This window comes from Streptomyces sp. NBC_01335 (assembly GCF_035953295.1).
Taxonomy (GTDB): Bacteria; Actinomycetota; Actinomycetes; order Streptomycetales; family Streptomycetaceae; genus Streptomyces.
In genome coordinates this window covers 3,958,044-3,980,027 of record NZ_CP108370.1, presented here as the reverse complement: position 1 = coordinate 3,980,027, position 21,984 = coordinate 3,958,044, and the positions used below count along the sequence as shown (strand labels likewise).

20 protein-coding genes and 1 tRNA gene are annotated in these 21,984 nt (G+C 68.4%); 11 read left to right on the top strand and 10 right to left on the bottom strand.

The window, feature by feature from the left end:
• Positions 1 to 238 precede the first annotated feature (238 nt).
• Positions 239 to 598, top strand: a complete 360-nt coding sequence (locus OG599_RS17045; RefSeq protein ID WP_327176822.1) for a DUF6344 domain-containing protein — start codon at positions 239 to 241, stop codon at positions 596 to 598.
• A 266-nt stretch (positions 599 to 864) separates the two neighbouring features.
• A complete protein-coding gene (locus tag OG599_RS17040) occupies positions 865 to 1,179 on the top strand; it encodes a DUF6234 family protein (RefSeq protein ID WP_327176821.1) in 315 nt (104 codons plus the stop codon).
• A gap of 147 nt (positions 1,180 to 1,326) precedes the next feature.
• On the opposite strand, the gene OG599_RS17035 is transcribed toward OG599_RS17040, so the two are convergent.
• From OG599_RS17035 to dnaA, 9 genes are all read right to left on the bottom strand, one after another.
• Positions 1,327 to 1,403 (bottom strand) — tRNA-Ile (locus tag OG599_RS17035).
• 71 nt (positions 1,404 to 1,474) lie between these two features.
• Positions 1,475 to 2,041: a DUF3566 domain-containing protein gene (locus OG599_RS17030; protein ID WP_266706619.1), complete on the bottom strand. Its 567-nt coding sequence runs from the start codon at positions 2,039 to 2,041 to the stop codon at positions 1,475 to 1,477.
• 93 nt (positions 2,042 to 2,134) lie between these two features.
• The gene (gyrA, locus tag OG599_RS17025) at positions 2,135 to 4,759 is read right to left on the bottom strand and encodes a DNA gyrase subunit A (RefSeq protein ID WP_327176820.1); all 2,625 of its coding nucleotides are present in this window, start codon (positions 4,757 to 4,759) and stop codon (positions 2,135 to 2,137) included.
• Between the two features lie 46 nt (positions 4,760 to 4,805).
• Complete coding sequence (gene gyrB / locus OG599_RS17020) at positions 4,806 to 6,875, bottom strand: DNA topoisomerase (ATP-hydrolyzing) subunit B (protein WP_327176819.1); 2,070 nt, start codon at positions 6,873 to 6,875, stop codon at positions 4,806 to 4,808.
• Between the two features lie 462 nt (positions 6,876 to 7,337).
• Entirely contained in the window at positions 7,338 to 7,937 is a 600-nt protein-coding gene (locus tag OG599_RS17015; protein ID WP_327176818.1) for a DUF721 domain-containing protein, read from the bottom strand.
• Positions 7,934 to 9,058 carry a DNA replication/repair protein RecF gene (recF, locus tag OG599_RS17010; protein ID WP_327176817.1) on the bottom strand — a complete coding sequence of 375 codons (1,125 nt, stop codon included), beginning with the start codon at positions 9,056 to 9,058 and terminating at the stop codon, positions 7,934 to 7,936. Before recF ends, OG599_RS17015 begins: the two co-directional genes overlap by 4 nt.
• Before the next feature lie 38 nt (positions 9,059 to 9,096).
• On the bottom strand, positions 9,097 to 9,975 hold the full coding sequence (gene gnd / locus OG599_RS17005) for a phosphogluconate dehydrogenase (NAD(+)-dependent, decarboxylating) (protein WP_266706614.1): 879 nt from the start codon (positions 9,973 to 9,975) through the stop codon (positions 9,097 to 9,099).
• Between the two features lie 138 nt (positions 9,976 to 10,113).
• The gene (dnaN, locus tag OG599_RS17000; RefSeq protein WP_327180067.1) at positions 10,114 to 11,244 is read right to left on the bottom strand and encodes a DNA polymerase III subunit beta; all 1,131 of its coding nucleotides are present in this window, start codon (positions 11,242 to 11,244) and stop codon (positions 10,114 to 10,116) included.
• Positions 11,245 to 12,504: 1,260 nt separating this feature from the next.
• Entirely contained in the window at positions 12,505 to 14,292 is a 1,788-nt protein-coding gene (gene dnaA / locus OG599_RS16995; RefSeq protein ID WP_327176816.1) for a chromosomal replication initiator protein DnaA, read from the bottom strand.
• Between the two features lie 381 nt (positions 14,293 to 14,673).
• On the opposite strand from dnaA, the gene rpmH reads away from it, so the two are divergent.
• The 9 genes from rpmH to OG599_RS16950 all read left to right on the top strand — a co-directional run bounded on the left by rpmH (position 14,674) and on the right by OG599_RS16950 (position 21,415).
• The gene (rpmH, locus tag OG599_RS16990; protein ID WP_003967884.1) at positions 14,674 to 14,811 is read left to right on the top strand and encodes a 50S ribosomal protein L34; all 138 of its coding nucleotides are present in this window, start codon (positions 14,674 to 14,676) and stop codon (positions 14,809 to 14,811) included.
• 18 nt (positions 14,812 to 14,829) lie between these two features.
• Positions 14,830 to 15,201, top strand: coding sequence for a ribonuclease P protein component (gene rnpA, locus OG599_RS16985; protein ID WP_327176815.1), 372 nt, complete (start codon positions 14,830 to 14,832; stop codon positions 15,199 to 15,201).
• A complete protein-coding gene (gene yidD / locus OG599_RS16980) occupies positions 15,198 to 15,575 on the top strand; it encodes a membrane protein insertion efficiency factor YidD (RefSeq protein ID WP_327176814.1) in 378 nt (125 codons plus the stop codon). Before rnpA ends, yidD begins: the two co-directional genes overlap by 4 nt.
• A gap of 3 nt (positions 15,576 to 15,578) precedes the next feature.
• Entirely contained in the window at positions 15,579 to 16,832 is a 1,254-nt protein-coding gene (gene yidC / locus OG599_RS16975; protein ID WP_327176813.1) for a membrane protein insertase YidC, read from the top strand.
• Between the two features lie 12 nt (positions 16,833 to 16,844).
• A complete protein-coding gene (locus tag OG599_RS16970; protein WP_266706608.1) occupies positions 16,845 to 17,354 on the top strand; it encodes a Jag family protein in 510 nt (169 codons plus the stop codon).
• 108 nt (positions 17,355 to 17,462) lie between these two features.
• Positions 17,463 to 18,179, top strand: a complete 717-nt coding sequence (rsmG, locus tag OG599_RS16965; protein ID WP_327176812.1) for a 16S rRNA (guanine(527)-N(7))-methyltransferase RsmG — start codon at positions 17,463 to 17,465, stop codon at positions 18,177 to 18,179.
• A 312-nt stretch (positions 18,180 to 18,491) separates the two neighbouring features.
• On the top strand, positions 18,492 to 19,568 hold the full coding sequence (locus OG599_RS16960) for an AAA family ATPase (protein WP_327176811.1): 1,077 nt from the start codon (positions 18,492 to 18,494) through the stop codon (positions 19,566 to 19,568).
• Entirely contained in the window at positions 19,565 to 20,641 is a 1,077-nt protein-coding gene (locus OG599_RS16955) for a ParB/RepB/Spo0J family partition protein (protein ID WP_327176810.1), read from the top strand. The genes OG599_RS16960 and OG599_RS16955 overlap by 4 nt, the downstream gene beginning before the upstream one ends.
• 156 nt (positions 20,642 to 20,797) lie before the next feature.
• Entirely contained in the window at positions 20,798 to 21,415 is a 618-nt protein-coding gene (locus OG599_RS16950) for a GNAT family N-acetyltransferase (RefSeq protein ID WP_327176809.1), read from the top strand.
• Between the two features lie 225 nt (positions 21,416 to 21,640).
• On the opposite strand, the gene trxA is transcribed toward OG599_RS16950, so the two are convergent.
• Complete coding sequence (gene trxA, locus OG599_RS16945; RefSeq protein WP_327176808.1) at positions 21,641 to 21,973, bottom strand: thioredoxin; 333 nt, start codon at positions 21,971 to 21,973, stop codon at positions 21,641 to 21,643.
• Between the last annotated feature and the right edge of the window lie 11 nt (positions 21,974 to 21,984).

The following is a 21,984-nucleotide window of genomic DNA, read 5'->3' as shown; positions in this document are numbered from 1 at the left end:
CCGCCGCAGGCCCTTCCCCGGGCGGTCCGCGACTCCGTCGGACCGCTCGGACCACCCTCCCGAGAACCTCCGGAAGGCCCCTCGGAGAGGCCCCGGAGCGTTCCACCAGCCCGGTTGCACCATACGAGTGGTGTTCATCAGAAGATCGGCGCACCGGTGGCGTCGCTCCCAGAAATACGCTTCCACATCCACATCATCAGAAAGGTAAGCAAACCGGACCACCTGAAAGTGAGGGGCCATGAGCGCCTTCAAGGTCAAGAACCTTTGGACAGCCTTCATCACCGCCTTCTTCGCCCTCCTCGCCTCCCTCGGCCTCGCCGCGGCGAACGCCTCGGCCACGGAGCAGCAGCCGACGCACACGACCCAGGAGCACACGGGTGCGACCGCGGCAACCGCGACCACCCCGTCGGTGCGATGGACCCTTCCGCGTGACCGGGCGCTGCCACCCACGATGAAGCAGCGCATCCGCGCCGAGGCGCACGGCTCCTCACCCGCCACCAGGCACCTGCCCGCCGACACCGCGAACGCCACCGGAACCGAAGCAGCCCGCACCAACTACGGGGCCACGGAAGGCGAGTCCCCGCTCCCGCCTCCCTGATCCACCCGGTTCCCCCCAAGACTTCAGGCCCCCGGCCCGGTACCCACCGGCCGGGGGCCTTCCCGTGCGCCCGGTGCCCCTGGGCCGTGTCCGACAATTCCCGCCGGGCGGGCGGTGTCCGGCACGGCCCAGCGGCCCGCGGGCCCGGGTGCCGCACCGACCGGAGCTGAGTAGCCGTGCTCATGCGCGTCGCCCGGAGCCCGAGCACGCTGGAATGCGCACGGCAGGACGGCAGGCACGCTCGGCAGGCGAAGGGGTGGGTTGCTGTGGGGCAGGGACAGGGACGACCGTCGACCGGCGAACAGGCCGCCGTCAGTGTGGTTCTCTTCGTCGTCGACCTGATGGTCATCGGCTGGCTGGTGTTCCGCTACGGAATCACCGGGTGGGCCGACTCCTACACTGACGGCAACCCGCCCGAAGCCCCCCACGAGGCGGTGCGCGCGACGTGGCTCCTGTTCGGCGCCGCGGTCGTCACGGGTGGCGGTTTCCATCTCCTGCGCTGGCGTACGTGCGGCACCGTGCAACTGCTCGTCCTGGGCGCCGGGGCGGCCCTGCTCGCCAGCCTGGCCGCCGGCGGGTAACCCACCGGGCGCCCGTGGGCTCGGGCGGCCCCGAGGCGGGAACGCGGGCCGAGCGGTCGCCGTCCCCCGGAAGAACCAACCCCCCGGGCGCTCTCCGCCCCCATACGCCGAAGGCCCCCCACCGTTTCCGGTGGGGGGCCTTCGTACTGGTGGGGCTAACAGGATTTGAACCTGTGGCCTCATCCTTATCAGGGATGCGCTCTAACCAACTGAGCTATAGCCCCGCCGCGCTGCTGCGCTGACTTCTGAAGATTAGCGCACGTCGGGGCCAGTCCCAAAATCGATAGCCCGCGGGCTACTCGTCCTCGGCCAGCGTGAGCTCCACGCCGCCCACGAAACCCGCCGACAGGTTGTAGATGAAGGCGCCCAGCGTCGCCAGCGCGGTGGCCAGCACCACGTCGATCACCGCGATGACCGACGTGAAGATGAGGACGCGCGGCAGCGAGAGGAACGACTGCAGATCGAAGCCGTTGCTCTCGTTGGAACCCGTCGCCTCACTGATGGTGCCGCCCACGGTGGAGAAGACGCCCATGGCGTCCATCACCATCCACAGGACCGCGGCCGCGACCACGGTGCAGATGCCGAGCGCGATGGAGAGCAGGAAGCTCACCTTCATCACCGACCAGGGGTCGGCCTTCGACACACGCAGCCGTGCCTTACGGGTACGCGGAGTGGTCCGCGCCCCCGTCCGCGGCAGTCGCACGCCCTGCCCGCCGGTGGCCTGTCGGCCACCCGCCGGCGACTCGTACGCCTGCGGCGGGTGGTAGGGACCCGCCGTCCCTTGCGCGGGCTCCCGCTCGCCGGGCAGTGGCCCGTTCGCGTAGCCCTCGTACTGGGGCTGCGGGCCCCGAGTGTCCGTCACAGTGCCCCCTTGGGAGTCCGTGGCAGGGCCACGGGCACCGTTCGCTCCGTCTCCAGAAGCGGCCGAATCGGCGCCCGTGGCTCCACTCACGCTCTACTCCTCGTGCTCCCCGGTCGAGGGCTCCGTGCCCTCGACAGTGCCCTCGGTCTGAACCTCGACCGATGCCTCGTCCGTACCGTCCGCCTCGGAGGTCCCATCGACCTCTTCCGCCTCACGGCCGGCCTCGGCGTTGCGCGCGATGCCGACGACGGCATCACGCTTGCCCAGATTGATCAGTTGGACGCCCATGGTGTCACGGCCCGTCTCCCTGACTTCATTGACTCGCGTGCGAATCACACCACCGCCGAGGGTGATGGCGAGGATCTCGTCCGTCTCCTCCACCACCAGGGCCCCCACGAGCGACCCGCGGTCCTCCACGATCTTGGCGGCCTTGATGCCGAGGCCGCCACGGCCCTGGACGCGGTACTCGTCGACGGGGGTGCGCTTCGCGTACCCGCCGTCGGTCGCGGTGAAGACGAACGTACCGGGCCTGACCACGTTCATCGAGAGCAGCTCGTCGCCCTCGCGGAAGCTCATCCCCTTGACGCCCGAAGTGGCGCGGCCCATCGGGCGCAGCGCGTCGTCCGTCGCGGTGAACCGGATCGACTGGGCCTTCCTGCTGATCAGCAGCAGGTCGTCCTCGGCCGACACCAGCTCGGCACCGATCAGCTCGTCGTCGCTGCCGTCCGCGGTCTCCCGCAGGTTGATCGCGATGACACCGCCGGAACGGGGCGAGTCGTAGTCCTTGAGCGCCGTCTTCTTCACCAGGCCGCCCTTGGTGGCCAGGATCAGGTAGGGCGCCGCCTCGTAGTCGCGGATCGCGAGGATCTGGGCGATCCGCTCGTCCGGCTGGAAGGCCAGCAGGTTCGCCACGTGCTGGCCGCGCGCGTCCCGGCCGGCGTCGGGGAGCTCGTACGCCTTCGCGCGGTAGACCCGGCCCTTGTTCGTGAAGAACAGCAGCCAGTGGTGGGTCGTCGACACGAAGAAGTGGTCGACGATGTCGTCTTCCTTGAGCTTCGTGCCGCGCACGCCCTTGCCGCCGCGCTTCTGCGAGCGGTAGTCGTCCGTCTTCGTGCGCTTCACATAGCCGCCACGAGAGATCGTGACGACGATGTCCTCCTCCTGGATCAGGTCCTCGATGGACATGTCCCCGTCGAAGGGCACCAGCTTGGAACGCCGGTCGTCGCCGAACTTCTCGACGATCGCGGCGAGTTCCTCACTGACGATCTGGCGCTGCCGCTCGGGCGAGGCCAGGATCGCGTTGTACTCGTTGATCTTCGCCTGGAGCTCGTCGTGCTCGGCGGTGATCTTCTGGTGCTCCAGCGCGGCCAGCCGGCGCAGCTGCATCTCCAGGATCGCGTTCGCCTGGATCTCGTCGATCTCCAGGAGGCCCATCAGGCCCTCACGCGCGATCTCCACGGTCTGGCTGCGCCGGATGAGGGCGATGACCTCGTCGATGGCGTCCAGGGCCTTCAGGAGGCCACGCAGGATGTGCGCCCGCTCCTCCGCCTTGCGCAGCCGGAAGCGGGTGCGCCGGACGATGACCTCGATCTGGTGCGTCACCCAGTGGCGGATGAACGCGTCGATCGAGAGGGTGCGCGGCACCCCGTCGACGAGCGCCAGCATGTTGGCGCCGAAGTTCGTCTGGAGGTCGGTGTGCTTGTACAGGTTGTTCAGCACGACCTTGGCGACCGCGTCGCGCTTGAGCACGACGACCAGGCGCTGACCGGTCCGCGAGGAGGTCTCGTCGCGGACGTCGGCGATCCCGCCGATCTTGCCGTCCTTGACCAGGTCGGCGATCTTCTGCGCGAGGTTGTCCGGGTTGGTCTGGTACGGAAGCTCCGTGACCACCAGGCACTGACGGTTCTGGATCTCCTCGACCGCGACGACCGCGCGCATCGTGATGGAGCCGCGACCGGTGCGGTACGCCTCCTCGATGCCCTTGCGGCCCACGACCAGGGCGCCGGTCGGGAAGTCCGGGCCCTTGATGCGCTCGATCAGCGCGTCCAGGAGCTCCTCGTGCGAGGCCTCCGGGTGCTCCAGGTACCACTGGGCGCCCGCCGCGACCTCGCGGAGGTTGTGCGGCGGGATGTTGGTGGCCATACCGACGGCGATACCGGCGGAGCCGTTGACGAGCAGGTTCGGGAAGCGCGCCGGCAGGACCGTCGGCTCCTGGTTCCGTCCGTCGTAGTTGTCCTGGAAGTCGACGGTCTCCTCGTCGATGTCCCGGACCATCTCCATGGACAGCGGCATCATCTTGCACTCGGTGTACCGCATGGCGGCGGCCGGGTCGTTGCCCGGGGAACCGAAGTTGCCGTTGGAGTCCACCAGCGGCATGCGCATCGACCAGTGCTGCGCGAGGCGCACCAGGGCGTCGTAGATCGAGGAGTCGCCGTGCGGGTGGTACGTACCCATGACGTCACCGACGACGCGGGCGCACTTGTAGAAGCCCTTCTCGGGGCGGTACCCGCCGTCGTACATCGCGTACAGCACCCGGCGGTGGACGGGCTTGAGGCCGTCCCGTACGTCGGGGAGCGCACGCGAGACGATGACGGACATCGCGTAGTCGAGGTAGGAGCGCTGCATCTCCGTCTCGAGCCCCACGGGCTCGACACGCATGCCCACACCGGCCACGACGGGCTGTTCTTCCGGTGTCACAGGGGTGTTCTCGTCGGCCATTGCTGGTCAAAGTCCTTTCGAGCGGCGGCTTGCTTGTACGGCCGACTCAGATGTCGAGGAAGCGGACGTCCTTGGCATTGCGCTGGATGAACGAGCGCCGTGCCTCGACGTCCTCACCCATCAGCACCGAGAAGAGGTCGTCGGCCTGCGCCGCGTCGTCGAGGGTGACCTGGCCGAGCACCCGGTGGTCGATGTCCATCGTGGTGACGCGCAGCTCCTCGGCGTTCATCTCGCCGAGACCCTTGAAGCGCTGGATCGAGTCTTCCTTGATCCGCTTGCCGTTCTGCTTGCCGAGCGCCACCAGGGCGTCCCGCTCGCGGTCCGAGTACGCGTACTCGAAGTCGTCCCGGCCCCACTTGATCTTGTAGAGCGGCGGGCGCGAGAGGTAGACGTGACCGGCCTCGACCAGCGGGCGCATGAAACGGAAGAGGAACGTCAGCAGCAGGGTGTTGATGTGCTGACCGTCGACGTCGGCGTCCGCCATCAGGATGATCTTGTGATAGCGGAGCTTCTCGATGTCGAAGTCCTCGTGCACCCCGGTGCCGAACGCCGAGATCAGCGCCTGGACCTCGGTGTTCTGGAGGATCTTGTCGATCCGGGCCTTCTCGACGTTCAGGATCTTGCCCCGGATCGGCAGGATCGCCTGGTACATCGGGTTACGGCCCGACTTCGCCGAACCACCGGCGGAGTCACCCTCGACGATGAAGATCTCGCACTTGGTGGGGTCGTTCGACTGGCAGTCGGAGAGCTTGCCCGGCAGCGACGCCGACTCCAGCAGACCCTTGCGGCGGGTCAGGTCACGCGCCTTGCGGGCCGCCACACGGGCGGTCGAGGCGGCGATGCCCTTGCGGATGATGTCGGCGGCCTCGTTCGGGTTCCGGTCGAACCAGTCCGTGAGCTGCTCGTGGACGACCTTCTGCACGAAGGTCTTCGCCTCCGTGTTGCCCAGCTTGGTCTTCGTCTGGCCCTCGAACTGCGGCTCGCCCAGCTTCACCGAGATGATCGCGGTCAGACCCTCGCGGACGTCCTCGCCGGTGAGGTTGTCGTCCTTCTCGCGGAGCAGCTTCTTGTCGCGCGCGTACCGGTTGACCAGCGAGGTCAGCGCGGCGCGGAAGCCCTCTTCGTGGGTACCGCCCTCGTGCGTGTGGATCGTGTTCGCGAAGGAGTACACGCCCTCGGTGTACTGCGTGTTCCACTGCATCGCGATCTCGGCCGAGAGGAGGCGGTCCTTGTCCTCGGCCTCGATGTCGATCACCGACTGGTGGATCAGGTCGCCCTTGCGCGAGTTCAGGTACTTCACGAAGTCGACGATGCCGCCCTCGTAGTGGTACGTGACCGTGCGCGCCGGCGGCTCCTCGGCGGTCGCGGTGGCCTCGGCCTCGTCCGCACCCACGGTCGCCTTCGCCGACTCGCGCTCGTCGGTGAGCTTGAGCGTGAGGCCCTTGTTGAGGAACGCCATCTCCTGGAAGCGGCGCGCGAGGGTCTCGAAGGAGTACTCGGTGGTGTCGAAGATGTCACCGTCGGCCCAGAAGCTGACCGAGGTCCCGGTCTCCTCGGTGGCCTCGTGCTTCGCCAGGGGCGCCGTCGGCACACCCAGCTTGTAGTCCTGCGTCCAGCGGTAGCCGTCGGTCTTCACCTCGACGGCGACACGGGTGGACAGGGCGTTGACGACGGAGACGCCGACGCCGTGCAGACCGCCGGAGACGGCGTAACCGCCGCCGCCGAACTTGCCGCCCGCGTGCAGGACCGTCAGCACGACCTCGACGGCGGGCTTGCCCTCGGAGGGCACGATGCCGACCGGGATGCCGCGGCCGTTGTCGACGACCCGGACGCCGCCGTCGGCGAGGATCGTGACGTCGATCGTGTCGGCGTGGCCGGCCAGGGCCTCGTCGACGGAGTTGTCGACGACTTCCTGTACGAGGTGGTGGAGTCCACGCTCACCGGTCGAACCGATGTACATGCCAGGTCGCTTGCGGACCGCGTCCAGTCCTTCGAGGACGGTGATCGCGCTGGCGTCGTACGAGGCGGTGACCTCGCCGTGTTCACCGGCTGTGGACGGGTTGTTCTCGTTGGGGTTGCCGGAATCGGCCACGAAGCGCCCTTTCTGGCACAGCACAGGCCGTTCTCCGGCAGGCGGGAGCGGCTGCGTCGTTCGGCTGGTAATCGACGACACCCGCTCAGTAGCGGGATTGTTCATCAGTCTACCGCTAGCGCCGACCCGAATGGGGGTTTGGCGGTACCTGAGTCCGCATGTGCCGCCCTCAACCAGCGGCTGACGACTCCCCATATTCAGGATGGGGCCCGGAGAGGCTCACGCGGGCATTGAGCGCTTCTGCCTGTCAACCCTCCGCTACGGTGAGGGACACCCGCTCGGCCCTCGGAGGTTTCAACCCCCGCACAACGGCACAAGCCGGAAGCCCCCGAGGTCGCGGCGGTCGCGTGGGCGGTACGGCCCCCGGGCAGCGCGAAAGGCCCGCCGACGGTGCGGCGGGTGAGGTCACTTCTGGGTGGCGGGCCGCGAAAGCCCAGCTCACAGGGGGTGTCGGCGGGGACCGTCCCGCTGATGGATCGCCCTCGGTCAGCCGTACGTGTCGCCGGGACCGGTGGAACCGGGCGCGCGCAGCCGCCCGTGCGAGCGCTGCGGGCCACCGGGCCCCAGCACCTTGATCATGCGGACCGTGCCCTGCCCGAGATCGGCGTTGAGCCGCGCCACCAGCTGGGGCGCGAGCAGCCGCAGCTGCGTCGCCCACGCGGTCGAACTGCACTGAACGGTCAGCACCCGGGCCTCAGGGGCCTCGTCGTACTTCAGCGGCACACAGTGCTTGGCCAGATCCGTGCCCACGATCTGGGGCCAGCGGCCCATCACACCGCCCACCGCGGCGGGCGTCTCCCAGCCGCGCTCCGTGATCAACCGGTTGATCGCCGAACCGAGCGCCAGCGGGTCCCGGCCGTCGGTCCGCGCCCCGGAACGCAGGCCGCCACCGCGTCTGGCCTGTTTACGCTGCTGGGCGGCGGCGCCCCGCGCCGCGGCCTGCTCCTTCGCGGCCCGCAGCGCCACCCGGGCCAGGTCCACCCCGGAGGGCTCGGGCGCCTTGCCGCCGGACGCCTTGCCACCGGCCGTCTCCTTCGCGGCGTCGTCCCCGAAAGCGCCCTGCGCACGGTCTTGGGATTCGCTCACAGCCGGGTCACCTCACCGGCCGCGACCGAGTACCGGGTGCCCGTGAGCACCCCCGGCACGTCGTCGTCGACCGCTGCCGTCACCAGCACCTGCTCGGCCGGTGCCACCAGCTCCGCGAGGCGCTCGCGGCGCCGCGCGTCCAGCTCGGCGAAGACGTCGTCGAGGACCAGCACCGGCTCGTTGCCCTCGGCCCGCAGCAGCTCGTACGAGGCCAGCCGCAGCGCCAGCGCGAACGACCAGGACTCCCCGTGGCTCGCGTACCCCTTCGCGGGCATCCCGCGCAGGCCCAGCAGCAGGTCGTCCCGGTGCGGGCCGACGAGGGTCACCCCCCGCTCGACCTCCTGCTTCCGTACGCCGGCGAGCGCGGCCAGCAGCTGTTCGTACAGCTCCTCACGGGTCCGGCCCGGGTTCTCGCCCACCGAACCGCGGTACTCCAGGCCCACCGGACCGCCGCCCGGGGCGACGTCGCCGTACGCCTTGTCGGTGAGTGGCTGGAGCACGGCGATCAGGTCGAGCCGGTGCGCCAGCAGTTCGGCGCCGACCTGGGCGAGGTGCTGGTCCCAGATGTCGAGCGTCGACATGTCCATGGAACGGCCGCCGTGGCGGCGGGCCATCGCGGCGGACTTCAGCAAGGTGTTGCGCTGCTTGAGCACCCGGTCGTAGTCGGACCGGACCCCGGCCATCCGAGGGGAGCGGGCGGTGACCAGCTCGTCGAGGAAGCGCCGCCGCTCACCCGGATCTCCCTTGACCAGGGCCAGATCCTCGGGGGCGAACAGCACGGTCCGCAGGATGCCCACCACGTCCCGCGGTCTGACCTGCGAGGACCGGTTGATGCGCGCGCGGTTGGCGCGCCCGGGGTTGAGCTCCAGCTCGATCAGCTGGGAGCGCTCGCCCTGGGTCACCGCGGCCCTGACGACGGCCCGCTCGGCACCCATCCGCACCAGCGGGGCGTCCGAGGAGACACGGTGACTGCCGAGCGTGGCGAGATAGCCGACCGCCTCGACGAGGTTGGTCTTGCCCTGCCCGTTGGCCCCCACGAACACGGTGACGCCCGGGTCGAGAGGTACCTCGACCCGGGCGTACGAGCGGAAGTCGGCCAGCGAGAGATGCGTGACGTGCATGGTCGCGGGCCTTCCGTCCGTCCTGCTGTGCGTGCGTACTACTTCTTGTTCTCCACCGCGTGGCCACCGAACTGGTTGCGCAGCGCGGCGATCATCTTCATCTGCGGCGAGTCGTCCTGGCGCGAGGCGAAGCGCGCGAAGAGCGACGCGGTGATCGCGGGCAGCGGCACCGAGTTGTCGATCGCGGCCTCGACCGTCCAGCGGCCCTCGCCCGAGTCGGCGGCGTAGCCGCGCAGGCCGTCGAGGTGCTCGTCGTCGTCCAGGGCGTTGACCGCGAGGTCGAGCAGCCAGGAACGGATGACGGTGCCTTCCTGCCAGGAGCGGAAGACCTCGCGCACGTCGGTGACGGAGTCGACCTTCTCCAGGAGCTCCCAGCCCTCGGCGTAGGCCTGCATCATGGCGTACTCGATGCCGTTGTGGACCATCTTCGCGAAGTGGCCGGCGCCGACCTTGCCCGCGTGGACGGAGCCGAACTCGCCCTCCGGCTTCAGCGCGTCGAAGATGGGCTGCACCTTCTCGACGTCCTCGGGCTTGCCGCCGTACATCAGGGCGTAGCCGTTCTCCAGGCCCCAGACACCGCCGGAGACGCCGCAGTCGACGAAGCCGATGCCCTTGATTCCCAGCTCGACGGCGTGCTTCTCGTCGTCGGTCCAGCGGCTGTTCCCGCCGTCGACGACGATGTCGCCGGGCTGGAGCAGCTCCGCCAGCTCGTCGATGGTGGACTGGGTGGCGGCGCCGGCCGGGACCATGACCCAGACGACACGCGGGCCCTTCAGCTTGCCCACAAGCTCTTCGAGGCTGTGGACATCGGCGACGTCCGGGTTCCGGTCGTAACCGATGACGGTGTGGCCTGCGCGGCGGATGCGCTCGCGCATGTTGCCGCCCATCTTGCCGAGGCCGACGAGACCGAGCTCCATCAGAGATTCCTTAAGCGTTGTGCCGATACGTTCCCATGTCCGAGCCTACGCCCGGCACCGGAACACGGAGCGGCGGGCAAGCTCAGCGCCGAGCCTGCCCGCCGGATCCCTGGTCGTGGGTACGGGTACCGATCAGCGTCAGCCGGAGAGGCGGACCGGCATGATCAGGTACTTGTACGCGTCGTTCGCCTCCGCGTCGACGGCCGGACGGCCGCTGAGCAGGGCGGGCTTCGTGGACGTGGTGAACGAGAGCTGGGCGACCGGGGAGTCGATGGCGCTCAGCCCGTCCAGCAGGAACGTCGGGTTGAAGGCGATCGAGATGTCGTCGCCCTCCAGCACCGCGTCGACCCGCTCCACAGCCTGTGCGTCGTCCGAGGAGCCGGCCTCCAGGATGAGCACACCCTGCTCGAAGCTGAGCCGCACCGGGGTGTTCCGCTCGGCGACGAGGGCCACACGCTTGACGGCCTCGACGAACGGGGCGGTCTCGATCACGGCGATGGAGTTGAACTCGGTCGGGAAGAGCGTGCGGTACTTCGGCAGGTCGCCTTCGAGCAACCGGGTGGTCGTACGGCGGCCGGCGCCCTCGAAACCGATCAGGCCCTCGCCCGCACCGGCACCGGAGAGCGCCAGGGTGACCGTGTCGCCGCTGGTGAGCGCCTTGGCGGTGTCCAGGAGCGTCTTGGCGGGCACCAGGGCCACGGCGGAGGCGTCCGGGTTCTCCGGCTTCCACTGGAACTCGCGGACGGCGAAGCGGTACCGGTCGGTCGAGGCCAGCGTGACGGTCTCGCCCTCGATCTCGATGCGCACACCGGTGAGCACCGGGAGGGTGTCGTCGCGGCCGGCGGCGATGGCGACCTGGGCGGCGGCCGAGGCGAAGACCTCGCCGGGCACCGTGCCGGTCGCGGTCGGCATCTGCGGCAGCGCCGGGTACTCCTCCACAGGCAGGGTGTGGAGGGTGAAGCGCGACGAGCCACAGACCACGGTGGCGCGCACACCGTCGGTGGAGATCTCCACCGGGCGGTTGGGCAGGGCGCGGCAGATGTCGGCGAGCAGGCGGCCGGAGACCAGGACCGTGCCGTCCTCCTCGATCTCCGCGTCGACGGAGACCTTCGCCGAGACCTCGTAGTCGAAGCTGGAGAAGCTGAGGGCACCGTCCTCGGCCTTCAGCAGAAGGCCCGCGAGGACGGGCGCCGGCGGACGGGCCGGGAGGCTGCGGGCCACCCAGGCCACCGCCTCCGCGAGTACATCGCGCTCCACCCGGATCTTCACCGGAACCGCCTCCTGCTGTTGCTCGCTCGCCCTGCTGGCCTTCGTCGTCGATCGGGGTCCGTCGGCCGGGGGGCCGGGGAGGACGCCGGGGTCCAGTCTGACGTACGGCACCGACACTCGTCGCTGCTCGGGGTCAAGTCGCCCGAGGCGGTCCGAGAGCCCAGCGGGCCAAGTTGTGCACAGCCCCCACTTCGAAGCTGATTCCTGGCTAACTCTGGGAGGTAGTAGTAGTAGGCCCTGTGGAAACCGTGGATAACGTCGTTTGCGCAGGTCAGAGCCGATTTTTTGTCCACCGAGCCTGTGGGCGCAGTCCGTGGATAACCAGGCACTTCTGTGGACACACGAAAGTTCTGCACACCCGATGCACAGGACAGGGGTACTTCTCCCCAGGGCCGTCCCCAGCTTTACCCCGGTTCCCCACAGCCCAATCGACCACCTCGGTGTGACGCCTTTCACTCTCAGCAGTGAGGAGGGGTGTCGTGTTGCCGAACAGTGGACAGAGGTGTGGAGAAGAGGGTTCCTCCTGGGGACAAGAGAGCTGATCCTGTGAGTTGCCGGTGGACAACCCAGAGGGCTCGCTGTGGACAGATTCTTTATCCACAGGCTGTGGATCACGGTTGACCACAAATCCCCAGGCAGTTGACCTGGCCTGATGGAGTATCGGCAGCAGGCCCTGTGGACGCAATCTGGACAACTTCCGGGTCCCCAGGCTGTGGAGAGAAGAAATCCGGCACATCTGTGGAGAAGCACCGTGTCCGCTCTTCTGTGACCTTCTGTTCGAACAGCGACAAGCCCCGCGTGCGGCCCGGAACGAGGGCTCCGCGTGCCGTCGAGGCCCGTAAACGCCCCGGAAACGCACCCGGAGACGCCTCGTGAGCTCTCCTCCTGGGGCGTTTCCACGAGCTGCCGAAGCGTTCCAGGGGCTGCCCGGAGCGTTTCCACGAGCTTCCGGGGCGCTTCCACGAGCCCTTGGAGGGAGGAGGAGAGGGCGCCCGGAAGGTCGCCGGCGGCGGGGCACGGACGCTCGGGCGGAGTCCCGGGAGCTCTTCGAAGGAGTCGCGGGAGCTCTTCGGAAGGTTCGCGGGAACCGCCCGGGGAACGTCCCGAAACCGCCCCGCAGGCGTCCCGGGTACGACGGAAGGCGCCCCGCCGGACCGTGAAGAGGTCTGGCGGGGCGCCTGGTTGTCCACTCCCTGTGGGCGGAGTACGCCGGGCCGGGCGCCCGTGCGCTGCGCGCTCGCCGAACGGGACCGGCGGGTGTCAGCCGTTCTTGATGCGGTTGGTGAGCTCGGTGACCTGGTTGTAGATGGAGCGGCGCTCCGCCATCAGCGCGCGGATCTTGCGGTCCGCGTGCATGACCGTGGTGTGGTCGCGGCCGCCGAACTGCGCGCCGATCTTCGGCAGCGAGAGATCCGTCAGCTCACGGCAGAGGTACATGGCGATCTGCCGGGCCGTCACCAGCACGCGGCTGCGCGACGAGCCGCAGAGGTCCTCGACCGTCAGCCCGAAGTAGTCGGCGGTGGCCGCCATGATCGCGGGCGCGGTGATCTCCGGAGCGGAGTCCTCGCCGCCGGGGATCAGGTCCTTCAGCACGATCTCCGTCAGGCCGAGGTCCACCGGCTGCCGGTTCAGGCTCGCGAACGCCGTCACCCGGATCAGTGCGCCCTCCAGCTCACGGATGTTCCGAGAGATCCGGGACGCGATGAACTCCAGCACCTCCGGCGGGGCGTTCAGCTGCTCCTGCACCGCCTTCTTGCGCAGGATCGCGATCCGCGTCTCCAGTTCGGGCGGCTGCACATCGGTGGTGAGGCCCCACTCGAACCGGTTCCGCAGCCGGTCCTCCAGCGTCACCAGCTGCTTGGGCGGCCGGTCCGAGGAGAGCACGATCTGCTTGTTCGCGTTGTGCAGGGTGTTGAAGGTGTGGAAGAACTCCTCCTGCGTCGACTCCTTGCTCGCCAGGAACTGGATGTCGTCGACGAGCAGGATGTCCACGTCGCGGTAGCGCTTGCGGAAGGTGTCGCCCTTGCCGTCGCGGATCGAGTTGATGAACTCGTTGGTGAACTCCTCGGAGCTCACGTACCGCACCCGGGTCCCCGGGTAGAGGCTCCGCGCGTAGTGCCCGATGGCGTGCAGCAGGTGGGTCTTGCCGAGCCCGGACTCCCCGTAGATGAAGAGCGGGTTGTACGCCTTCGCCGGCGCCTCGGCCACCGCCACCGCCGCCGCGTGCGCGAACCGGTTGGACGCGCCGATGACGAAGGTGTCGAAGAGGTACTTGGGGTTCAGCCGCGCATGCGGCTCGCCCGGACCGGGCGCGGGGGACGGCTGCGAACCCGGACCCGGCATCCCGCCGCCGGCCCGGCCCGGGCGGTGCTGCTGGTCCTGGAGGTCGTGCCGCTCGGGCCGCTGCGACTCGTACCCCTGACGCTCCGGAGGCTGCGGCCGGTAGTCGTGCGAGGGCTGCTGCGGACGTCCGGTGCCGTACGGCTCGCGCCACTGGTCGGCCTGCTGCTCGCGGTCCTGGTAGCCGCCGTGCCGCGGCTGCTGCCAGGAGAGGTCCTCCTGGGTACGCGGCCAGGCGCCCGGCTCGGGACGCTGCTGGTACTCCGGATACGCGGGGCGGGCGGTCGGCATCCCGTCGTCCTGCGGACGGTGACCGTACGGGTCGTAGGGGTCGCCGTGCTGCTGCTCGTCGTGCGGCGGGTTCGGGTACCGGTGGTTCTGCCGACCCTGCTGGCTCTGGTGCAGCGGCGGCGCCGGGGGAGTCGGCGGCTCACCCGCCGAATCGTCGACCGTGATCGCGATCCGGATCGTCCGGCCGCACTCGCGGGTCAGCGTCTCACTGATGAGCGGCGCGAGCCGGCCCTCCAGGACCCGCTTGCCCCACTCGTTCGGTACGGCGAGCAGCGCGGTGTCCGCGACCAGCGCGAGCGGCTGGCAGCGCTCGATCCACTGCTTGTCCTTCGGCTCGATGCCCTGCTGGCCCTCACCGAGGAGATGTTCCAGCACGCGTGGCCACACTGCGGCAAGATCGGCAGGTACGTCAGCCACAAGGCACGCTCTCTCGCATGTCCCACGAAAATGTGTTTCCCGGGACGGAATGGGTCGGGTCGGGTCGGGCCCGGCAGGGGGGAACGAAAGGAAACCGGAGTTCAGCCACGGTAGTCACGGCGACCCGCCCGGTTCAAGTTGTTGTCCACAGCCTGTGCATAGCGGGGGGTCACTCGTGGTGAGTTTGACCGGATGGCGTAGCCGCGCGTACCGTGACCAGGTCGAGTTGTCGATGGCTGCTGCCGCCTGCCTCCGATGGGCAAAGATCACGATCTGTGATTGTGAAGCGGTGCACTAAGGCGTTTACGCGAGTTCCTCGTGGGCGCACGGTGACAGCCAGGCGATGTCCCGCCATCACCCGATTTATTCTGGAGCCCCCGAGTGAGCAAGCGCACCTTCCAGCCGAACAACCGTCGTCGCGCCAAGACCCACGGCTTCCGGCTGCGTATGCGTACCCGTGCCGGCCGCGCGATTCTCGCGAACCGCCGTGGCAAGGGTCGCAGCAGCCTGTCCGCCTGATCATCCACAGGTCATGACGTGCTGCCTACCGAGAATCGGCTGAGGCGGCGCGAGGACTTCGCGACCGCGGTACGACGAGGACGCAGGGCTGGTCGCCCTCTGCTCGTCGTCCATCTACGCAGCGGTACTACGGACCCGCACGTGTCGGGGGAGACCCCTCCCCCACCGCGTGCGGGTTTCGTCGTCAGCAAAGCCGTGGGTGGTGCGGTCGTCCGCACCGCTGTGAAGCGGCGGCTTCGCCACCTGGTTCGAGACCGGCTGGCTCAGCTGCCCCCCGGTAGCCTGGTTGTGGTGCGCGCGTTGCCCGGTTCGGGTGACGCCGACCACGCTCAGCTGACCCGAGACCTGGACGCCGCCCTCGCGCGGCTGCTGGGAGGGGGCGCGCGATGAAGTACCCGCTGCTGGCTCTCATCAAGCTGTACCAGTGGACGATCAGCCCACTGCTGGGCCCTGTCTGCCGCTACTACCCGTCGTGCTCGCACTACGGGTTCACGGCGATAGACCGGCACGGGGCGATCAAGGGGACAGCGCTGACCGCCTGGCGCATTCTGCGATGCAATCCGTGGTCGCCGGGCGGTGTGGACCATGTCCCGCCGCGCAAGCGTCCGCGCTGGCACGAACTGCTGCGCAACGCGCTGCGCGGTGACAAGGGCGGGGACTCCGCCACTGATGTGCCCCCCGGGGACGTGACGACTGCGACAACCGCGGCAGCCGTGACGCCGGGTCCGGCCACAGAGACCTCGCCCAAAGCTCAAGGAGCCTGATTAGTGGACACGATTGCCAGTCTGTTCAGCTTTATCACCACACCCGTCTCATGGGTGATCGTCCAGTTCCACAAGGTGTACGGGGCGATCTTCGGTGCAGACACGGGCTGGGCCTGGGGCCTGTCCATCGTGTCCCTCGTGATCCTGATCCGCATCTGCCTGGTCCCGCTCTTCGTGAAGCAGATCAAGTCGACGCGGAACATGCAGGTGCTCCAGCCGAAGATGAAGGCGATCCAGGAGCGCTACAAGAACGACAAGCAGCGTCAGTCCGAAGAGATGATGAAGCTGTACAAGGAGACGGGTACCAACCCGCTCTCCTCGTGCCTTCCGATCCTGGCGCAGTCCCCGTTCTTCTTCGCCCTCTACCACGTGCTCGCGGCCATCGCCAACGGCAAGACGATCGGCGTCATCGACCAGCCGCTGCTCGACAGCGCGCGGCAGGCCCACATCGTCGGTGCCCCGCTCGCGGCGAAGTTCATGAACAGCTCGGCCGAGGTGCAGGCGCTCGGCGCCTCGCTCGTCGACGTCCGGGTCGTCACCGCGGTGATGATCATCATGATGTCCGCCTCGCAGTTCTTCACCCAGCGCCAGCTGATGACGAAGAACGTCGACCTCTCGGTGAAGACCCCGTACATGCAGCAGCAGAAGATGCTGATGTACGTCTTCCCGCTGATCTTCGCCGTGATGGGCATCAACTTCCCCGTCGGTGTCCTCGTCTACTGGCTGACCACCAACGTCTGGACCATGGGTCAGCAGATGTACGTGATCAACCAGAACCCGACGCCGGGCAGCAAGGCCCAGGACCAGTACCTCGGACGCCTGCTGAAGAGCGTTACCCAGCACGGCGAGGTGCGCGGCCGGACGCGTCGCAACACCGTCAAGCGCATCTTCGCCAAGGGCACCGAGCGCAACGACATCGAGCGCAAGTTCATCAACGGACTCTCCAAGCTGGGCCTCGCCGCCCAGGAGGACGGGACCGTGGCGAAGAGCGAGTCGTCCGTCGCCGAGGCCGAAGGCGCCACCGCGCGCCGGCACCAGCCCAAGCGGCAGACCAAGGCGCAGAGGACCGCCACCGTCGGTCAGACCGAGGCGGCCAAGGAGCCGGACTCCGGTGAGACCTCGGAGGCCAAGACCTCGCTCCAGAAGCAGGACGACAAGTCGAAGCCGGCGGGCAAGCCCGCGTCGGGCTCCTCACGCCAAGCCAAGTCCGGACCGCGCAAGGGCCCGCAGCGGCCCAAGCACCCGTCCAAGAAGTAAGGGAGTCCATCCGTGTCGGAAGGCACCATCTCCACGGCCGCTGAGGGCAGCGACACCTTGACCCGCCTTGAGCAGGAAGGCGAGATCGCGGCCGACTACCTTGAGGGTCTCCTCGACATCGCCGATCTCGACGGCGACATCGACATGGACGTCGAGGCGGACCGGGCCGCGGTCTCGATCATCAGTGAGTCGGCGCGCGAACTCCAGAAGCTGGTGGGCCGCGACGGTGAGGTGCTGGAGGCGCTCCAGGAGCTGACCCGGCTCGCGGTGCACCGGGAGACCGGTGACCGCAGCCGCCTGATGCTGGACATCGCGGGCTTCCGCGCCAAGAAGCGCGAGGTCCTGGCGGCGCTCGGCGCGAAGGCCGCGGACGAGGTCAAGAGCTCCGGTGAGCCGGTGCGGCTGGAGCCGATGACGCCGTTCGAGCGCAAGGTCGTGCACGACGCGATCGCGGCGGCCGGCCTGCGGAGCGAGTCCGAGGGCGAGGAGCCGCAGCGCTTCGTCGTCGTCCTTCCGGCCTGACCGGAACGCGTTCTGTCGGCCCCGTCTGTTCGCAGGCGGGGCCGATCTTTGTCAGCCTGATAGTCAGCCATCCACAGTGCGGTAGTGCGGTAGGGAAGGACGGTCCCCGTGACGGAGGAAGCAGCGCTCCCTCAGGCACCTGAGGCGGCCCAGGCGGTTTTCGGTGAGTTCTTCCCGGAGGCCGTCCGGTACGCGGAGCTGCTCGCGGACGCGGGTGTCAAGCGTGGGCTGATCGGTCCTCGCGAGGTCCCACGTCTGTGGGAGCGGCACCTGCTGAACTGCGCCGTGCTCTCCGAGGTGGTCCCCCGGGACGTCACGGTCTGCGATGTGGGCTCCGGGGCTGGGCTGCCGGGAATCCCGCTGGCCCTGGTGCGTCCGGACCTGAAGATCACGCTGCTGGAACCGTTGCTCCGGAGGACGAACTTCCTCCAGGAGGTCGTGGAACTGCTCGGCCTCGATCATGTGACGGTCGTTCGGGGCCGTGCCGAAGAGGTGCTGGGGAAGCTTCAGCCGGTCCACGTCGTCACCGCACGGGCGGTCGCACCGCTGGACCGCCTCGCCGGCTGGGGCGTACCGCTGCTGCGGCCGTACGGCGAGATGCTGGCGCTCAAGGGCGACACCGCCGAAGAGGAGATCAACGGTGCGCGCGCCGCGCTGAGCAAGCTGGGCGTGGTGGAGACCGAGGTGCTGCACGCCGGGGCCGGTGTGGTCGACCCCACGACGACGGTGGTCCGGGTGGTCGTGGGCGAGAGCCCGGGCGGTGTGAGGTTCGCCGCAAAGAGGGCCAAGGCCGCCCGGGTGGGACGGACACGCCGCCGACGCTGAATCGTGCGTCTCGTCCGTTACGGGGGTCGCGGCCGACGAGAAACCTCGGCAGGTTTCGGTCTGTCGGCTTCTGGAGCGATGCTCCACCGAAGTAGCCCTGGGCTCACCACGCGGAGTGTCGGTGCTGGGTAGTTGCCCCACAGAGGCATCGTGTTTCACGTGAAACGTCGCTCTCTGTTGCAGGGAATCATCGGCCGTGGCCGTGCGGCTGCCACGCCGCGGGACCGCAACCCCGAACGAGCTACCAAGTTGTCCACATCGGTGGAGCCATCCACAGAACAGCGGGCCTCGCTGGTTCACAACCCCGAAAGCATGGCAGGCTCTGTTCATTGCGAGCCTGAAGTCGAGGAGAGTGAATCCTTGCGGTCCGACGCCAACATCGCGGGACCGATGACCGATCCGGTCCCCGGTCCCCGAACCGAATCCCTGGCGGACGGTGTTTCACGTGAAACACCGCCGCCGATGGATGACACACCTATTGGCCGGGCGGCCCAGCTGGCGGTGGAGGCCCTGGGCCGTGCCGGCGAGGGTCTGCCACGCCCCGACCGGACGCGCGTCATGGTGGTCGCCAACCAGAAGGGCGGTGTGGGCAAGACGACGTCGACCGTCAATCTTGCCGCCTCACTCGCTCTGCACGGCGCCCGCGTCCTGGTGATCGACCTCGATCCGCAGGGAAACGCCTCGACGGCTCTGGGGATCGACCACCACGCCGAGGTCCCCTCGGTCTACGACGTCCTGGTGGAGAGCATGCCGCTCTCCGAAGTCGTGCAGCCTGTCCCGGACGTCGAAGGTCTCTTCTGCGCCCCCGCCACCATCGACCTCGCCGGTGCGGAGATCGAGCTGGTCTCCCTGGTGGCACGCGAGAGCCGACTCCAGCGCGCCATTCAGGCGTACGAGCAGCCGCTCGACTACATCCTCATCGACTGCCCTCCCTCCCTGGGCCTGCTGACGGTCAATGCGATGGTCGCCGGGGCCGAGGTGCTGATCCCCATTCAGTGCGAGTACTACGCACTGGAGGGACTGGGGCAGTTGCTGCGGAACGTCGAACTGGTGCGTGGTCACCTCAACCCAGACCTCCATGTGTCCACGATCCTGCTCACCATGTACGACGGCAGGACTCGCCTCGCTTCCCAGGTCGCGGAGGAGGTGCGCAGCCACTTCGGCAAGGAGGTGCTGCGGACGAGTATTCCGAGGTCCGTACGTATCTCGGAGGCTCCCAGCTACGGACAGACCGTGCTGACGTACGATCCGGGGTCGAGCGGGTCGCTGTCGTATCTCGAAGCGGCGCGTGAGATCGCGCTGCGGGGCGTCGGAGTGCGGTACGAGCCCCAGCCCGCCCACGTGGGCAGTCAGAGCACCCAGCGGAGCATTTCGGAGGGCATCCAGTGAGTGACCGTCGTCGAGGGCTGGGACGTGGCCTCGCTGCGCTGATCCCGGCAGCTCCCACGGAGAAGCAGGTGGCACCCCAGGGTCCCGGCCAGGTGCTGGCCGCCGAGCGGGGAGTGCCGGCTGCGAAGCTGTCCGCTCTTGCGAACGGGCCTCTGGTGCCCGAGCCGAAGTCGCCCGAACCGCCGGTGGAGCAGTCGGAGCCTGGCCCGGTCGGCGCGTACTTCGCCGAACTGCTGCCGGAGTTGATCCGCCCCAACCCTCAGCAGCCGCGCGAGGTGTTCGACGAGGAGGCGCTCAGCGAGCTGGTCACCTCGATCAAGGAGGTGGGTCTCCTCCAGCCCGTCGTGGTGCGCCAGGTGGGGGCAGACCAGTACGAGCTCATCATGGGTGAGCGGCGCCTGCGGGCCAGCCGGGAGGCGGGCCTGGAGCGGATTCCCGCGATCGTCCGGGAGACCGATGACGACAAGCTTCTGCTGGACGCGCTCCTGGAGAACCTGCACCGGGCTCAGCTCAACCCGCTGGAGGAGGCTGCCGCCTATTCCCAGCTGCTGAAGGAGTTCAACTGCACCCAGGAGCAGCTGGCCGACCGGATCGGGCGCTCGCGACCCCAGGTCTCGAACACGCTGCGTCTGCTGCGTCTGCCGCTCTCCGTGCGGAGCAGGGTGGCTGCCGGAGTTCTCTCGGCAGGCCATGCGCGCGCGCTGCTCTCGCTGGAAGACCCCCAGGAGCAGGAGGATCTCTCCCGTCGCATCGTGCGTGAAGGGCTCTCGGTGCGTTCGACCGAGGAGATCGTCAAGGTCATGGAGTCGAGCAGCACCCGCTCCACCAAGCCCAAGGGGCCGAGGGCGGGAAGTCTGGTCTCACCCGCGCTGAGTGACCTGGCGTCACGGCTCTCGGACCGGTTCGAGACCCGGGTGAAGGTGGACCTCGGTCAGAAGAAGGGGAAGATCGTCGTCGAGTTCGCCTCGATGGAGGATCTCAACCGCATTCTCGGCAGCCTCGCGCCGGGTGAGGGACGGGTGCTGGAGAGCGGCACCACCGCGAAGCCGGCCGAGGACGAAGCGGCGGACTGACGGTTTCGGTAGCGCGTGAAGGACGGGTCCTGTTCCGGCAGCGGAACAGGACCCGTCCTTTGCTCGTTCCCGGGTAGGCGCCTTCTGCCCGCGTCGATACGATGCGATCTGGTAGGGCGTATCTCCCGGGATCCAAGGAAGTGAGGGATCGCCTTCATGGGGCGTCGGCTCGTACCGCTCACCCTGGACAACCTTCCGGATCTTCCCCAGCGCTGTCGTTCCTGTGTGTTCTGGGAGTTGGACCCCGTCAGGGCGGAAGCCGCGATCAAGGCGGGCGAGTCGGAGACGGCGAAGGAATCCTGGCTCTCCGCCGTTCTCCTGGAGTGGGGCTCCTGCGGGCGTCTGGTCCACGTCGACGAGGTGCCGGTGGGCTATGTGCTCTACGCCCCGCCGGCCTACGTACCGCGCTCCATCGCCTTTCCCACCAGTCCGGTCTCACCTGACGCCGTGCAGTTGATCACCGGGTGGATCGACCCCGCCTACCAGCGACAGGGGCTCGGAAGGGTCATGGTGCAGACGGTGGCGAAGGACCTGCTCCAACGGGGCTTCAAGGCGATCGAAGCCTTCGGTGAAGCGCGATGGACGGAACCCGCGTGTCTGCTCCCGGCGGATCACCTCCTGGCAGTGGGCTTCAAGACGGTCAGGCCTCATCCCGTCCATCCGCGTCTGCGACTGGATCTGCGGACGACGCTCTCCTGGCGGGAAGACGTCGAGCTGGCGTTGGACCGGCTGCTGGGAGTGGTGCAGAAGGAACCCGTGCTCCGGCCGCTCTAGGCCGTGTTGTGAAGGTAGCGTCGTCCGACAGCGGGGCTTTCACAGCACGGCCTCATACGGTCGAGGGCTGGAGAGAGCTCATCAGGACTTAGCGTCAGAGACCTGGCACCGGTACGGCGAGGAACGGGCACAGCAGAACGGGTCGGCCTCTGGGTGAGGCCGACCCGTTTCACGTGAAACATGCTCCGTGCGTACCGCGGGGTGCGCGCACGGCGCGGGTGCTGCTTACTTCGCGACGATGAAGTCTTCGAGGTCGCGGATGATCGCGGCCTTGGGCTTGGCGCCGACGATGGTCTTGGCGACCTCGCCACCCTGGTAGACGTTGAGCGTCGGAATGGACATCACGCCGTACTTCGCGGCGGTTTCCGGGTTCTCGTCGATGTTGAGCTTCACGATCTCGATCTCGTCGTGCTCAGCCGCGATGGCCTCCAGGGAGGGGGCGATCTGGCGGCACGGGCCGCACCAAGCGGCCCAGAAGTCCACGAGAACGGGCTTGCCGCTCTTGAGGACCTCTTCCTCGAAAGTAGCGTCGGTAACGTTCTTCAGCGCGCCGGCCACGGCGGCCTCCT

Bases quoted from the DNA above. Each gene is read 5' to 3' on its own strand.
- OG599_RS17045 (WP_327176822.1), top strand. From the start codon at position 239: ATGAGCGCCTTCAAGGTCAAGAACCTTTGGACAGCCTTCATCACCGCC.
- gyrA (WP_327176820.1), bottom strand. From the start codon at position 4,759: ATGGCCGACGAGAACACCCCTGTGACACCGGAAGAACAGCCCGTCGTG.
- recF (WP_327176817.1), bottom strand. From the start codon at position 9,058: ATGCACGTCACGCATCTCTCGCTGGCCGACTTCCGCTCGTACGCCCGG.
- gnd (WP_266706614.1), bottom strand. From the start codon at position 9,975: ATGGAGCTCGGTCTCGTCGGCCTCGGCAAGATGGGCGGCAACATGCGC.
- yidD (WP_327176814.1), top strand. From the start codon at position 15,198: ATGAAGTACCCGCTGCTGGCTCTCATCAAGCTGTACCAGTGGACGATC.
- OG599_RS16960 (WP_327176811.1), top strand. From the start codon at position 18,492: ATGGCAGGCTCTGTTCATTGCGAGCCTGAAGTCGAGGAGAGTGAATCC.
- OG599_RS16950 (WP_327176809.1), top strand. From the start codon at position 20,798: ATGGGGCGTCGGCTCGTACCGCTCACCCTGGACAACCTTCCGGATCTT.